A 13,271-nucleotide genomic window follows, 5' to 3' on the forward strand; every position below is an offset into this window, starting at 1 on the left:
CCGACGGCGGCGGGCGCCTTTCTCGTGCCCTCCGCCGTCGGCGAAGGAACCTCGCGGTCAGCGTGCCGCCGCGGCCGAGCCGTCGAGGTCGAGGTCCACATCGACGTACCAGTCGCTGTGGCCGCCGTGCTCTCCCGAGTCCGGAGAATCGGGATAGAGGCGGTGCGCCTGCAGCTTCGCCGCGTGCTCGCTGAAGTCGGGCTCGTCGTCATCGAACTCGTGCGGCCCGACCAGCAGGTCGTTGCCCACGCCGATCACGAGGTCGGCGCAGTCCTCGCGCCCGCCGACGAGGATGGGGATCTCGACGGCGTCGGCCTCCCCCTCTTTGGCGACGGCTGCGGCGAGAGTCACGAGAGAGTCCGCCACGTCATCCGTGGTCACCAGTTGCTGGCCTGCGTACGAGACGATCTTCATGGATCCATCCTGGCCGACTCGGCCGATCCGCAGCGCAGGGTTGCGCGGCGGCACACGGTTCGATATGCGGGCGGGGTCAGCTCACATCCGGGCGTAGCGGGCGCGGGCGAAGCAGAACAGGCCGTACAGAGCGAGGCCGGCACCGACCACCCACAGGATGACGGCGCCGAACGGGAGTCCGGCCAGCGCGCGCAGCGCCGAGTCCAGGCCGCCGGCGGTCTCGGGGTCATGCGTGAGCGCCGCGATGACGAACAGCACACCCGCGACCCCGACCGCGATGCCCTTGGCGACATAGCCGGCCGTTCCGAAGGCGGCGATGCCGGATCGCGCTTTTCCGGACGGCACGGACAGATGCTCCATGAACGCGCGAGTGATGCCCCGGACGACGAAGGCGACGCCGACGGCCGCCACTCCGAGTCCGACGAGCACGAGGAGCACGACGCCGGCCGGCACCGCGAGCAGCTTCGCGCTGAACGACTGGGAGGATTCGGACGACTGCGACTGGCCCCCGAGCGCATAGACCAGAGCCGTCGCGCCGATCGCGAGATAGGCGACAGCCGTGCCGAGGAACTTCGCCCGGTGCGCCCACTTCTTCTTCGCATCGGGATCGCGCTCGACGACCGCCTCGGCGATCTGCCAGATCGCGAGAGCGAGCAGGCCGAGCACGATCAGCCACAGCAGGAACACGCCGGCGGGAGACTCCTGGATCTGCTGCATGGCACCGCCCTGATCGGCGTTCTCGCCGCCGCCGCCGGTCGCGATCGAGATCGCGATGCCCCCGATGAGGATGTGCAGGATGCCGAGCACGACGTAGCCGACGCGGGCGAGGACGCGGAAGGCGGTCGAGTCCTGGGCGGCTCTCGCGGTGGAGGCGGCCGAGTCGCGAGTGTTCATGGGTTCACGGTGCTTTCGATCGGTTCTTCGGAGATGTCGGGAGTGGGGGTCGCAGACGCGAGGCGCCGCGCACGGATCGCCTCCATGCAGGCCCAGACGAATGTCGCGACTGCAACGCCCTCGAGCATTCCCGCGACGACGTCGCTGAGCCAGTGGGCATGCAGGTAGGTGCGGCTCCACATCATGAGGAGCACCCACACGACGCCCACGACCCAGACCCATCGACGACGGAGCACGAGTGCGAGGACGACCACGACGGTCGTGGCGACAGCCGTGTGCCCGGATGGGAAGGACGTCGCGACGCTCTCGGCGAGCGAGTCCGCCGGTCGCGTGCGCCCGATCACTGCCGCCATGGTCGCGCCGATCGCCACGACGGCGACCATCGCGATCGCCAGCGTCGCGGCATCCCACCGCCGACCGCGCCAGATGAGCGCAGCGATCAGCAGCGCTCCGACGACGATCATGCCGATGGTGCCGCCGACCACTGCCGGGACCCAGGCGACGACGACCCAGATGTCGCTGGTCAGCGCGACCATGAGGTCGTGCCACCAGACGTCGATCGCGAGCGGCTCGTGACCGCCGAGGGCGACCACCGCCCGCAGCACGACGAAGGCGAGGGTCGCTGCGACACCGACGACGATCGCGCCGGTGCCGCGCTGCACCTCGGTCACGCCGACATCAGGCGAGGGGCTCGTTGTCGCGCATGCTGCGACGGGTCACGCGGTCGCCGGTCGCCGGGTCGACGGCGGTGCGGTCGACGGTCTCGGTGCGACGGCTGCGCATCGTGAGGATGAGGCTGATCAGGAAGACGACGACTCCTGCGCCCATGAGGATGTAGCCGATCAGATCGAGATCGACGTAGCCGCCGGTGTCGATGTTGAGTGCGAAGACCAGGATCGCTCCGATGACGAAGAGCGCGATGCCGCTGCCGATGCCCATATGTCCATTCCTCTCCGAGACCGCGTCCGCGGTCTCGCGACGACCAGAATATGGTCAACACCGATTGAGTCAATACCCGTGGACACGTCCGTCATCCCGTGATATGGATGGGAACGATGACTGATCTCGAACGCCGCGTGGCGATCTTCGCCGCACTCGCCGATCAGACGCGCCTGCGCATCGTCGACCTGCTCACCCTCGGCGACCTCTCGTCGTCGGAGATCGGCACGACGCTCGACCTGAGATCGAACCTGATCGCTCACCATCTCGGCGTCCTCGAGTCCGCGCGCATCATCACGCGCACGCGCTCCGAGTTCGACAGGCGGCGCAGCTACATCGGGCTCCGTCCCGAGGTGTTCGACACGCTCGCACCGCCGAGCGTCGCTCCCCCGCGCCGGGTGCTGTTCGTGTGCACCGCGAACTCGGCCCGATCGCAGCTCGCCGAGGTCATCTGGCGCGACGTGAGCGCGATCGACGTGGCCTCCGCCGGCACCCAGCCAGCCTCCGCGGTGAACCCCGAGGCGCTGGCGACAGCCGAACGCCACGGGCTGATCATCGACCCGGCCCGGCCACCCCGCCACGTCGACGAGGTGCGCACCGACGACGACCTGGTGATCACGGTGTGCGACGACGCGCACGAGCGGATGCTCACGGGCGACGACCTGCACTGGTCGGTGCGGGATCCTGCCAGGGTCGGCACGGCCGCCGCCTTCGAGAGCGCCTTCGACACGCTCTGCCAGAGGATCCGCGCGCTGTCGTCGCGGCTGATCGCGGCCTGACAGCCCCGGCCCGGATGTCCCCGGCCCGTGCGACGATCTGCACGTCGACGGGAGAACACGATGCGGGGCGAAGCCACCGTGCTGCACGCCGATCTCGACGCGTTCTACGCCTCGGTCGAGCAGCGCGATGCGCCCGCTCTGCGCGGCCGGCCCGTCATCGTCGGCGGAGGCGTGGTGCTGGCGGCGAGTTATGAGGCCAAGGCCCGAGGGGTGCGCACTGCGATGGGCGGCCGCCAGGCGCTCGAGCTCTGCCCGGATGCCGTCGTCGTCCCGCCGCGCATGGAGGCGTACTCGGCGGCGAGCAAGGACGTGTTCGCGATCTTCCGCGACACGACCCCGCTCGTGGAGGGCCTCTCGATCGACGAGGCCTTTCTCGAGGTCGGCGGGCTGAGGCGCATCGTCGGCACCCCCGAAGAGGTCGCAGTGCGGCTGCGGGATCAGGTGCGCACCGAGGTCGGCCTGGCCATCTCGGTGGGCGTGGCGCGCACCAAGTTCCTCGCCAAGGTCGCCAGCGCGGTCAGCAAACCCGATGGGCTGCTCGTGGTCGAACCCGACCGGGAGGAGCAGTTCCTGCTGCCGCTGCCGGTCGAGCGCCTGTGGGGCGTCGGGGCGGTGACGGCCGAGAAGCTGCACCGCTACGGGGTGCACACGGTCGGTCAGCTGGCGGAGCTCGAAGCGGCGACGGCCGAGCGGGTGCTGGGCACAGCTGCGGGCTCGCACCTGCACGCCCTCGCCCGCCTGCGCGACCCGCGCCCGGTCGACACGACCCGGCGCCGCGGCTCGATCGGCTCGCAGCGCGCCCTCGGCTCGCGCGCCCGCACAGCGGACGAGCTCGACCTCTTCCTCACGCAGATCATCGACCGGCTCGCCCGCCGGCTCCGCGACGGCGAGCGCGTCTGCCGCACGGTCGTGCTGCGCCTTCGTTACGGGGACTTCGCCAAGGCGACCCGATCACGCTCTCTCCGAGTGCCGACCGATCGCACCGCAATCCTGCTCGACGTCGCGCGGACGCTGCTCGCCGCGGCCTGGCCCGAGATCGAGGCGCGGGGCATCACCCTCATCGGGATCTCGCTGTCGCAGCTCGACCGCGCCGAGAACGCGCCACCCGAACTGCCGATCGACTGGGGCGACGACGAACGACTCGACACGGTGCTCGACACCCTGCGCGGTCGCTTCGGCGCGGCATCCGTCTCGCGCGCCGCTCAGCTGGGGCGCGACCCGGGGTGGTCGAGTCCGATCCTCCCCGAGCACGAGTGAGCGCTCGACGTCAGAGCTGGTCGAGCACCAGTTCGCCGCGCGAGTTCAGCTGATCCATCATGTGGGCGACCCGTTTGGGGTCGATCGCGGGCATCGTCGGGTCATCGAACTCGAGCACCAACGGGATACTGGGGTGCACCCAGATGGTCATGCGGCCGGACGATGCCTCGGGCTTCGAGAGCCAGGTCATCATGAAGCTCTCATTGCGGCGCAGCTTCGTGCCGATCACGATCTTCACGTGCGCCAGAGTGGCGTCCTCGATCTCGATCGCGGGCCGCGAGCTGTTGTACTCCAATTTCCCCATGATGAGAACTGTACGCTCAGCGGAACCGATCGGGACCGCCCCACCCTCCGACCCATGCCTCCACGTGCGGGTTCGAGCGCAGCAGATGCACGCCTTCCGCACGGACGGTCAGGGTCTCGAATCCCTCTGCCGTGCCCCATCGCGCGGCTCGCCGCTGCGCTCGGCGCGAGTGCAGCACACCGGCGGACGAGCCGGCGGAGTCGACGAGATCGACGGTGCCGACGTCACCCGCACCGAGGCCCGCGACGATCTCGGCGATCCCTGCCGACTCGAGGACCACGACGGGGCGGTCGAGCTCCCAGAGCACCCTGGCCTCAGGCTCGTCCCCGTCGATCACGTTGCGCGGGTCGTCGATGTCGAGTCCGGACGTCGCATCGAGCATCACGCGCGACCGCGGGAACGCGGTGAGGATCGAGTCCACCGCGATGAACAGCGCCTCCCGGGTGTGCGTGCCGCGCAGCCGGACGACGAGATCCGGGACCGCCGACAGCAGTCCCCGCGGAGCCGAGCCGTCGACCGGGATCGACGAGACGAGTGTCATGGTCTGGGCGTTCGCGCGCTCGAGCCCGGAATCCGTGCGCTCGGCCCACTCGGGCCCGTCGTGCCAGGCCACGGCCGTCGGCACGTGAGCCAGCACGGCGCCGGCCTGCCACATCCGATGCGCCCACTCCCAGTCCTCCCCGCCGTAGGTCGAGAACGACTCGTCGAAGCCGCCGGTTTCCTCGAACAGGCGACGCGAGCAGGCGATCACCGCGCCGATGACGAACCGGTACGAGCGGTCGTCGGCGTCGAGCAGGTCACGGCTGCGCGCGTACTCCTCGGCGAGCCAGGCCGGCTCCGGGAGCTCACGGCCGATCACCGCCTCGATCACGGGCGTCTCCGCATCGATGCCCGAGAAGTCGGCGTGGCGACGCCGTCCGACCGTGACCGCCTCGGGAAGCAGCGCCGGAAGACGGGTGAGAGCCCGCACGTACCCGGGTTCCGGGGCGGTGTCGGCATCCAGGAAGCAGAGCACGTCCCCGGTGCTCGCTCGTGCGCCGAGATTGCGTGCAGCGGCGAGGCGGAAGCCCCGGTCGTCCTGCCGCACGAGGGTGACCCCCGGCGGCACGAGGACATCCCCGGCGGAGCCGTCGTCGGCGACGACGATCTCGAGGAGTTCGCGCGGATAGTCCTGCGTCGACAGCGCCGACAGCGTGCGGGCGAGCTCCCCGGGCTGCTCGTAGTGGGCGACGATCACCGACACTTTCGGCAGCGTCTGCGGCTGGACCCCGTCGAGCGAGTCCCACCTGTTGCCGACGACCCACGGGCGCCGTGTCACCACCCCAGCCCGCCCCACCAGCGCACGTAGGCCTCCGCCGCGTCCGGCCACGACATCGGCAGCCGAGTGAGTCCGTGCCAGGTCGTCTCGGGTCGTTCGAACGCCGCCCGCACCGCGGCGGCGAGCTCTGATCCGTCGACGGTCTGCACGGTTCCCGGACGCAGCGCCGCCATCTCGTCCATGTAGCGATTGCGCACGGCGACGGGACGGCGCCCCCAGCCGATCCACGATGCGAGGGACCCCGACGCCGACACATGGCGATGGGCGATCACCGGCACCGACACCACGCGTCCCCGCCGGGCGATCTCCTCGTCGTCGAGCCAGCCCGTCACGTCGACCTCGACCCCGAGGGCGCCCGCGCGACGGACGAACTCCTCGAGCTCCGCGGCGTGGCCGTCGGACGCCCGGCCGAGAACCGTCATCCTCGTGATGCCCGCGGACGCGGCTGCGCGGGCCGCCTCGTCGTGTCCCTTGCCCGGGTAGAAGTAGCCGAGCACTCCGATCGACGCGTCAGCCGGCGTCCGCGGCACCTCGGGCCGCAGCTCGACGGGCAGCGGGATGCTCACCGCCGGGCCCGTCCACACTCGCTCCTCGCGCAGCAGCGCACGCTCGTGGTCGCTGTTCACCGCCACTCCACGCGCCGCCGCCGCAACCGCCGCGTACGCGGCCCGCCGCCGGGGCAGGTTGCGCTCGCCGTCCGACGCCTGCGGCACGTCGTGCAGGGTGACGCTGATCGCGCGCCCGGCGGCGAGGTCCCCGAACGCCTGCGCCGCCTCCTCGGGAGAGCGACCCCAGAGCCGGTCGGTGAAGTGCACGTGCAACGGGGCGCGGTCGTCGTCCGCATCCAGGTCGTGCGGTTCCACGGTGCGGATCGACGGGTCCGCGACGCGGACCGCATCGGCCATCTGCCGTCCGTACATGGCGACTCCATGCGTCCCCGGGTGGACGAGCAGCAGCGGGGTGACGCTCATCGTGCTCGCCAGACGTCGAGAAGGGGCGCGAGACGGGTCACGGCGGCGTCGACGAACTCCGGGCGCGCGGCGTACCACTCGCGGTGAGCGGCACACACCTCGGCGTCGTCGACCGCCACGCCGTCGACGATCCAGTGCGCGCGCGGCTCGTCCGCCAGCCCCCACGCGTCGACGACCTCCGGCTCCAACGGCGCGCGCACCGAGTTCAGCAGCGGGCGCCCGGGGTCGGTCGGGCCGCCCGTATGGCCGAGCATCTCGAGCATGCGGGCACCCAACGGCATCCACACCGCATCGCCCGGATGATTGACCGTGCGCATGTGATCGGCCGTGACGGAGTCGAAGAGGTCGGAGACCGCCACGTCGGCGCTCTGCTCGCGCAGGCGCAGCGTGTCGATCGACGTCTGTCCCACGGCCCGCACCTCAGCGGGCGCGAGCGCGGCGACGACGGGGATGCCCGCGGCGGCGGCGAGAGTGCGCACGTCGTGGTACGCCACGACGGGCGGATCTCCCTCGACGCCGGGAACCCGGAAGGCGGATTGGAAGGGATGCAGTCCGGCGAAGCGCACCGGGGGCACGGTCATGACCCGGGCATCGGTCACTGCGGCGATCTGCCGTGTCCCCAGCGGCAGATCGCGATAGTCGTCGCGGATCGGCTGGCTCACCACGACGTCGGCGAGGCCGGCGATCTCGTGCAGGCGCGCGGCGTCGGCGGCGGTCATCTCGTGCACGGCGGGGACGCGCACGAATCGGTGCTCCGGCGCATCCATCACCACGCGCAGCGACTCGGCCTGGCAATTGCCGAGGACGACGCCGAATCGTTCGGGAAGCGGGGTGAGCCCGTAGAACTCCGAGTAGTGCTTCTGACGCGCTAGCACCACGGAGCCGGTCGGCGCAACGCCCGTGCGCGGTTCGGGATCGTGGCTCATGATTCGAACGTACCCCCTTCGATCGCATCAGTCGTGCGCCCCCTTTGCTGTGCGGTCACCCCCGTCATCGCGACCCCGCACGTCGATGCTCTGCCCGCCCACGGAGAACCACATCGTCACCGAACCCGCCCTCATCCGCGTCGCCTCGATCCCGGCCACCCATCCCTACGTGCGCGCCATCGCCGACACGGAGCGAGTGACGGTCCTCCCCGATCCGCCCGTTCTCGGCGCAGCTGCGGGCGTCTGGTGGCCTCCGGTGGCTCTCACCCCGCAGTGGCTGGTGTCGCACGCAGATGAGTTCGATGTGCTGCACGTGCACTTCGGCCTCGAATCCTTCTCGCCCGACGAGCTGCGCGAGGCGCTCGAGACCGCGCACCGGCTCGGCCGCCCGGTCGTGTACACCGTGCACGACCTCGAGAACCCGCAGCTGGTCGACCAGGCGCCGTACCGAGAGCTGCTCGATGTGATCATCCCGTCGGCCGATCACCTGGTCACGCTCACCGCGACGGCGGCGGCCGAGATCGAACGACGGTGGCACCGGAGCAGCGAGGTGCTGGCGCACCCCACCCTGCTCGACGATGCGCCCGTGATCGGGCGCTCGGACGACGCGACCGTGCGGGTCGGCATCCACCTGCGCGACCTGCGTCCCAACATCGACGCGGAGCGTGCGATCCGCACGGCTGTCGACGCGGCCGGACAGCTCGCCGAGGCGGGTCGCGCCGTCGACTTCGAGATCCTGCTGAACGAGCGCACGCGGGATGACGAGGCGGCAGCCCGCGTGGTCGCCGCCGCGGCCGACCACCCGTCGGTGCACGTGCGGCGCACCCCGCGGCTGAGCGACGCGGACATCGCCGCGTGGATCGGCGGCCTCGACCTCTTCGTCCTGCCGTACCTGCACGGAACCCACTCGGGATGGGTCGAGCTCTGCCACGACCTGGGGGTCCCCGTGGCCGGGACCGAGGTGGGGCACATCGGCTCGCAGCATCCCGACGACTTCTTCGTCATCGGGCTCGACGACGCGCGGACGCTGGCCGAGGCCGTGTCGCGCGCGTCGGACGCGCCGCCCCGGCCGCCGATGGACACGCGCAGGTCCGAGAGGCTGGCCGAGCGGCAGGCGGTGCGCACCGCCCATGCGCGGCTGTATGCCGAGGCATGTGCGCGCGTCACCGAGGGGGCCCGCGCATGATCGGTCGCGAGCAGCTGCGGGTGCTGGTCGTGGCGCCCGAACGTCATCCTCTTCGCCAACCGCACGCGGGCGGGCTGGAGGCCGTGGTCTGGAACCGCGTGCGCTGGCTGCGCAGCCGCGGCCACCATGTGGAGCTGTGCGCGGCGGAGGGATCGGACTTCCTCGACGCCGACATAGACCTGCACCTGCCGAGTCCGCGGTGGCACCGGGCGCGGGATGCGTCCGACACCGACTTCCCCGAGGGGCACCGCCGTCTCATGACCGACGCCTTCGCCCGAGTGCGGGATCGGCTCGACGCGCCGGAGACCCGCGTCGATGTCGTCGACAACCACAGCCTCCACGGCGATCCGATCCTGTGGAGCCGTGAGATCGGGGTTCCGGTCGTCACGACGCTGCACACCCCTCCCCTCGCCGACATGGTGATCGCGTCGAATGCTCTCGACGGCTCGTCGCCGCACAGGTTCCTCGCGGTCAGCCAGTACACGGCGCGCGCGTGGTCGGCCGAGGGCGTCGAGGCGTTCGTCTTCACCAACGGCGTCGACACCGCACAGTGGAGTCTGGGATCGGGCGGAGGGGACTGGGTGTGGTTCGGCCGGATCGTGCCCGAGAAGGCACCCCATCTCGCCATCGACGCCGCTCGACGCGCCGGCGCACGCCTGAAGCTCGCGGGCCGCGTCGGCGACGCCGCCTATTTCGACCGCGAGGTGCGCCCACGTCTCGGCCGGGGCATCGACTACGTCGGCGCGCTGCGACAGCCCGAGCTCGCCGCGCTCGTCGGGGCCTCATCGGTCGCCCTCGTGACACCGGTGTGGTCGGAGCCCTTCGGGCTGGTGATGGCCGAGGCGCTCATGACCGGCACGCCCGTCGCTGCGTTCGACTCGGGAGGCACCAGTGAGGTGCTCGCCGGAATCCCCGGCACCGCCGTGGTGCCGTCCGCCGACACCGCGGCGCTCGCGCGCGCCGCGACGAGCCTGGTCGCGCAGTCGCGCAGCGGACTGCGCCGACGGGATGTGCGCGACGCCGCCTCCGCGCGGCATTCGCTCGACCATCGGCATCGCGAGATCGAACGGGTCCTCACGGTCGCCGCTCAGAGCGCGATGCCCGCCCACGAGTTCGTCGAGGCGGTCGGAGCATGATCGCGTGGTACGTGCACCATCACGGGTGGGGCCACCTGACGCGGATGCAGGCGATCCGCCCGCACCTCGCCGACGAGGTCACGGTGTTCTCGAGCCTGCCTGAGCCCGAGTCCCTGGCACCGCGGACGACATGGGTTCAGCTGCCCTCCGACTCCGACCCGGTCGTCGGGGCCGACGGAGTGCGCCGAGAGGCGCACGAGCTCGGCGATGTCACCGCGAACGGCAGCCTGCACTGGGCACCCCTCGGGCATCCCGGGCATCAGGCTCGCCTCTCGGTGATCGCCGACTGGGTGGCCGTCCACCCGACCGCGGCCTTCGTCGTCGACGTCAGCGTCGAGATCACGATGCTCGCCCGCCTGATGGGCGTGCCGACGATCGTCTTCGCTCAACCGGGCGAGCGCACCGACGCCCCGCACCGGCTCGGATACGACCTCGCCGACCTCATCCTGACGCCGTGGCCGCAGGGAACGATCGAGGCGACGGCGCTCGTCGGCCGCGAGCGCGTGCGAGCGGTCGGCGGCGTGTCTCGCTATGACGGCCGAGCCCGCGTCGACACCGGCGATGAGCACCCCCGTCGCGTGCTGTTCCTCGGCCGCGCTCTCGACCGTGACGGGCTCTCCGAGACCGTCGAGCTGCTCAGAGCGGACGGGTGGGACGTCGAGAGCGCCGGCGCGAACGACGACGATCGGGTCGACGACGTCTGGCCCCTGCTGTGCCGTGCCACGGTCGTGGTGAGCGCGGCGGGTCAGAACAGCATCGCCGACCTCGCCGCCGCCGATGCCCGCGCCGTCGTGATCGCCCAGGAGAGGCCCTTCGGCGAGCAGGAGGACATGGCCCGCGTGCTCGCCGCACAGGGCTTCGCCCAGAGTCTTCCGGTCGATGCGGAGCCCTCCCAGGTCGTGGACGGCATCCGCCGAGCGGCCGAGACCGCTCCCCGCTGGCACGCGTGGCAGGTGCACGGGGCTGCGGCCCGCGCCGCGAGCGCGATCGAGGAGGTGGCGCGATGAGCGTCCGCGTCGCCGTCATCACGCCGGCTTCGATCAACCGTCTCGACCATCTGCAGCGTCAGCGGCGGTTCCTCGACGAGGTGAGCACACCCGGCGTCGAGATCATCCGCATCGAGGCGTGGCTCGATGCGGATGCGCCGCCGTCACCGCCCGCAGCCCGGTTCGTGCATGTGCCGCCGGGCGACCACGGCATGCGCGTCGGCGCGGCGCGGAACGCGGCGGCCGCGCTCGCGCTCGCTCAGGACGTCGACCTGCTGGTGTTCCTCGATGTCGACTGCCTGCCGGGACCGGGACTCGTCGAGCGATATATCGGTGCCGCGCGAACGCACCCGCAGGACCTCCTCTGCGGCCCGGTGACCTATCTCCACAGTGTGCAGCGCCCGTCGACACCGCACGATCTCGGCATCCTGACCCGTCCGCACCCCGCTCGCCCGCTGCCCGCGGGCGACGCCGTCGTCGCGGCGACCGATGACGAGTTCGACCTGTTCTGGTCGCTCTCGTTCGCGGTGACCCCCGAGACCTGGACGCGTCTCGGCGGATTCGACGAGGTGTACGAGGGCTACGGCGCCGAAGACACCGACCTGGGTCGACGCGCACGGGCGCGTGGCATCGGTCTGCGCTGGGTCGGCGGCGCGCATGCCTACCACCAGTGGCATCCGGCCGGCTCTCCGCCCTGGCGCCACCTCGACGACATCCTGCGCAACGGCGCTCTGTTCGCCGAGCGATGGGGCGAGTGGCCGATGCGCGGCTGGATAGACAGCTTCATCGAGGGCGGTGCCGTGGAACCTCACGGCGACGGCTTCCGCCGCGTCGATCGCGCGAGCGCATCCCGTCGCTGAACCGCTCGACGGGAGGTTCGGATGCCGGGGAATCCGCACTACGCTCGGCAGCATGACGGCGTCTTCCCCCGATGAGCACCCGCTGCTTCGCGCGCACCGCACCCTGCGTCCGGGATTCGGCACCGAAGCGGCGGTCTACGGAACGATCCTCGTGAGCGGACTGATCGCCGTCTCGTCCGCACACGGAGAGACGTCTGCCGCGGTGCTCCTGTCGGTCGGAGTGACCGTCATCGTCTTCTGGGCGGCGCATGTCTACGCGGGTGCCGTCGCCCGGCTCGGCCGAGACGATCCCGAGCAGATGGGCGTGCGCACGGCCATCGGCCGCTCGGTGCGCCATTCACTCGGGATGCTGAGCTCGGCCGGGATCCCCGCACTCATCCTCGTCGCCGGCACGACGCGGGTCATTCCCGACGATGCCGCGAACGACGTCGCCCTGTGGTCGGGAACCGTCATCCTGGCCTTCCTCGGCTACGTGGCCTTCCTCCGTCGGGGCAGCTCCATCCCCGTCCGCATCCTCGGGGCGCTGAGCACAGCGCTGTTCGGGGTGGCCTTCGTCGTGCTGAAGGCGTTCGTGCACTGACGTCCGGTCAGGCCGGCAGGATCACTCTGATCTGCGCGGCGACCTCGTCGACGATCTGCTCGACCGAGTGAGCGATGTTGATCGTGGCGGACATGGTCAGGAACATGACGGCCGAGACGATGCGGGCGAGCGCCGCGGCCTCATCGGCCGAGACCCGCGTATCACGGGCGATGACGTCGGCGACCAGCTGCTCGGTCTGCCCGGTGAGGGCGAGCGCCTCACCGTGATGCGGTTCTTCGGGGTCGCCGAACACGATCTCACGCAGGTAGGTGCGGCCGTTGTCGATCTGGGTGCGGTTGCATTCGATGACCGGCCGGATCACCGCCAGCACACCCTCGAGAACACCGTCCGCGTCGGCGGCGGCGGCGCGTCCGCGCTCGAGCGCCTCGGCGTACATCGAGTTCTGCACGAGCAGCAGCAGCTCGCCCTTGGTCTTGGCGTAGAGGAAGAGCGTTCCCGTCCCGATGTCGGCGCGATCGGCGATCTCCTGCGTCGTGACGTCGTCCACCCCTCGTTCGGCGAAGAGCTCGCCGGCAGCGGTCGTGATGCGCTCGAGCTTGTCGAGCTTGTTGCGCTCACGTCGACCGAGAGGGCGGGAGTCGACAGTCATGGCGTCCTTCGGAATAAATAATGATCACGCTCAGTTCTGATCATAGTCACCAGGGCGTGGGCTCGGTTCGCCCATTCTCCCACGAGCGCCTCATCGATCCACGGTGAAGCC

General features: G+C 70.9%; 16 protein-coding genes. 7 read left to right on the forward strand and 9 right to left on the reverse strand.

Annotated elements, in window-relative coordinates; all coding sequences use genetic code 11:
* Positions 1-57: 57 nt before the first annotated feature.
* From AKG07_RS09470 to AKG07_RS09485, 4 genes are all read right to left on the reverse strand, one after another.
* Positions 58-414 (reverse strand): hypothetical protein, encoded by a 357-nt coding sequence (locus AKG07_RS09470; RefSeq protein ID WP_053097638.1) that lies wholly within the window; start codon positions 412-414, stop codon positions 58-60.
* Positions 415-495: 81 nt separating this feature from the next.
* A complete protein-coding gene (locus AKG07_RS09475; protein WP_053097639.1) occupies positions 496-1,308 on the reverse strand; it encodes a DUF1206 domain-containing protein in 813 nt (270 codons plus the stop codon).
* Complete coding sequence (locus AKG07_RS09480; RefSeq protein ID WP_053097640.1) at positions 1,305-1,979, reverse strand: phosphatase PAP2 family protein; 675 nt, start codon at positions 1,977-1,979, stop codon at positions 1,305-1,307. Before AKG07_RS09480 ends, AKG07_RS09475 begins: the two co-directional genes overlap by 4 nt.
* 7 nt (positions 1,980-1,986) lie before the next feature.
* Positions 1,987-2,247 (reverse strand): DUF6458 family protein, encoded by a 261-nt coding sequence (locus AKG07_RS09485; RefSeq protein WP_053097641.1) that lies wholly within the window; start codon positions 2,245-2,247, stop codon positions 1,987-1,989.
* A gap of 116 nt (positions 2,248-2,363) precedes the next feature.
* Here AKG07_RS09485 and AKG07_RS09490 point away from each other — a divergent pair, with 116 nt between their 5' ends.
* Both AKG07_RS09490 and dinB read left to right on the forward strand, forming a co-directional pair.
* Positions 2,364-3,026: an arsenate reductase/protein-tyrosine-phosphatase family protein gene (locus AKG07_RS09490; protein WP_308418026.1), complete on the forward strand. Its 663-nt coding sequence runs from the start codon at positions 2,364-2,366 to the stop codon at positions 3,024-3,026.
* Between the two features lie 60 nt (positions 3,027-3,086).
* Positions 3,087-4,283: a DNA polymerase IV gene (dinB, locus tag AKG07_RS09495; RefSeq protein ID WP_053097643.1), complete on the forward strand. Its 1,197-nt coding sequence runs from the start codon at positions 3,087-3,089 to the stop codon at positions 4,281-4,283.
* Between the two features lie 10 nt (positions 4,284-4,293).
* Here the strand turns inward: dinB and AKG07_RS09500 are convergent, their stop codons facing one another.
* Genes AKG07_RS09500 through AKG07_RS09515 form a run of 4 tightly spaced genes read right to left on the reverse strand, consistent with a single transcriptional unit; the run spans position 4,294 to position 7,802 of the window.
* Positions 4,294-4,587 (reverse strand): DUF7882 family protein, encoded by a 294-nt coding sequence (locus tag AKG07_RS09500; protein WP_053097644.1) that lies wholly within the window; start codon positions 4,585-4,587, stop codon positions 4,294-4,296.
* A 16-nt stretch (positions 4,588-4,603) separates the two neighbouring features.
* The gene (locus tag AKG07_RS09505) at positions 4,604-5,908 is read right to left on the reverse strand and encodes a glycosyltransferase family 2 protein (RefSeq protein ID WP_053097645.1); all 1,305 of its coding nucleotides are present in this window, start codon (positions 5,906-5,908) and stop codon (positions 4,604-4,606) included.
* Positions 5,902-6,876: a hypothetical protein gene (locus tag AKG07_RS09510; protein ID WP_053097646.1), complete on the reverse strand. Its 975-nt coding sequence runs from the start codon at positions 6,874-6,876 to the stop codon at positions 5,902-5,904. The genes AKG07_RS09505 and AKG07_RS09510 overlap by 7 nt, the downstream gene beginning before the upstream one ends.
* Entirely contained in the window at positions 6,873-7,802 is a 930-nt protein-coding gene (locus AKG07_RS09515; RefSeq protein ID WP_053097647.1) for a WcbI family polysaccharide biosynthesis putative acetyltransferase, read from the reverse strand. The genes AKG07_RS09510 and AKG07_RS09515 overlap by 4 nt, the downstream gene beginning before the upstream one ends.
* A gap of 85 nt (positions 7,803-7,887) precedes the next feature.
* Between AKG07_RS09515 and AKG07_RS17655 the strand changes: the two genes are divergently transcribed.
* From AKG07_RS17655 to AKG07_RS09540, 5 genes are read left to right on the forward strand one after another with little or no spacing between them, the layout of a single operon-like run.
* Positions 7,888-8,988 carry a glycosyltransferase gene (locus AKG07_RS17655; RefSeq protein WP_053097648.1) on the forward strand — a complete coding sequence of 367 codons (1,101 nt, stop codon included), beginning with the start codon at positions 7,888-7,890 and terminating at the stop codon, positions 8,986-8,988.
* Entirely contained in the window at positions 8,985-10,124 is a 1,140-nt protein-coding gene (locus AKG07_RS09525) for a glycosyltransferase (protein ID WP_053097649.1), read from the forward strand. The genes AKG07_RS17655 and AKG07_RS09525 overlap by 4 nt, the downstream gene beginning before the upstream one ends.
* Positions 10,121-11,131, forward strand: coding sequence for a glycosyltransferase (locus tag AKG07_RS09530; protein ID WP_053097650.1), 1,011 nt, complete (start codon positions 10,121-10,123; stop codon positions 11,129-11,131). Before AKG07_RS09525 ends, AKG07_RS09530 begins: the two co-directional genes overlap by 4 nt.
* Entirely contained in the window at positions 11,128-11,970 is an 843-nt protein-coding gene (locus tag AKG07_RS09535) for a galactosyltransferase-related protein (RefSeq protein ID WP_053097651.1), read from the forward strand. The genes AKG07_RS09530 and AKG07_RS09535 overlap by 4 nt, the downstream gene beginning before the upstream one ends.
* A gap of 52 nt (positions 11,971-12,022) precedes the next feature.
* Positions 12,023-12,550, forward strand: coding sequence for a hypothetical protein (locus AKG07_RS09540; protein WP_233277240.1), 528 nt, complete (start codon positions 12,023-12,025; stop codon positions 12,548-12,550).
* Between the two features lie 7 nt (positions 12,551-12,557).
* On the opposite strand, the gene AKG07_RS09545 is transcribed toward AKG07_RS09540, so the two are convergent.
* Positions 12,558-13,160: a TetR/AcrR family transcriptional regulator gene (locus AKG07_RS09545; protein ID WP_053097652.1), complete on the reverse strand. Its 603-nt coding sequence runs from the start codon at positions 13,158-13,160 to the stop codon at positions 12,558-12,560.
* Positions 13,161-13,271: the final 111 nt, after the last annotated feature.

Source organism: Microbacterium sp. CGR1 (assembly GCF_001266755.1).
Classification (GTDB): Bacteria; Actinomycetota; Actinomycetes; order Actinomycetales; family Microbacteriaceae; genus Microbacterium.

Coding starts and splice junctions, on each gene's coding strand:
- AKG07_RS09470 (WP_053097638.1), bottom strand. CDS start 414: ATGAAGATCGTCTCGTACGCAGGCCAGCAACTGGTGACCACGGATGAC.
- AKG07_RS09475 (WP_053097639.1), bottom strand. CDS start 1,308: ATGAACACTCGCGACTCGGCCGCCTCCACCGCGAGAGCCGCCCAGGAC.
- AKG07_RS09485 (WP_053097641.1), bottom strand. CDS start 2,247: ATGGGCATCGGCAGCGGCATCGCGCTCTTCGTCATCGGAGCGATCCTG.
- AKG07_RS09490 (WP_308418026.1), top strand. CDS start 2,364: ATGACTGATCTCGAACGCCGCGTGGCGATCTTCGCCGCACTCGCCGAT.
- dinB (WP_053097643.1), top strand. CDS start 3,087: ATGCGGGGCGAAGCCACCGTGCTGCACGCCGATCTCGACGCGTTCTAC.
- AKG07_RS09500 (WP_053097644.1), bottom strand. CDS start 4,587: ATGGGGAAATTGGAGTACAACAGCTCGCGGCCCGCGATCGAGATCGAG.
- AKG07_RS09510 (WP_053097646.1), bottom strand. CDS start 6,876: ATGAGCGTCACCCCGCTGCTGCTCGTCCACCCGGGGACGCATGGAGTC.
- AKG07_RS09515 (WP_053097647.1), bottom strand. CDS start 7,802: ATGAGCCACGATCCCGAACCGCGCACGGGCGTTGCGCCGACCGGCTCC.
- AKG07_RS17655 (WP_053097648.1), top strand. CDS start 7,888: ATGCTCTGCCCGCCCACGGAGAACCACATCGTCACCGAACCCGCCCTC.
- AKG07_RS09525 (WP_053097649.1), top strand. CDS start 8,985: ATGATCGGTCGCGAGCAGCTGCGGGTGCTGGTCGTGGCGCCCGAACGT.
- AKG07_RS09530 (WP_053097650.1), top strand. CDS start 10,121: ATGATCGCGTGGTACGTGCACCATCACGGGTGGGGCCACCTGACGCGG.
- AKG07_RS09535 (WP_053097651.1), top strand. CDS start 11,128: ATGAGCGTCCGCGTCGCCGTCATCACGCCGGCTTCGATCAACCGTCTC.
- AKG07_RS09540 (WP_233277240.1), top strand. CDS start 12,023: ATGACGGCGTCTTCCCCCGATGAGCACCCGCTGCTTCGCGCGCACCGC.
- AKG07_RS09545 (WP_053097652.1), bottom strand. CDS start 13,160: ATGACTGTCGACTCCCGCCCTCTCGGTCGACGTGAGCGCAACAAGCTC.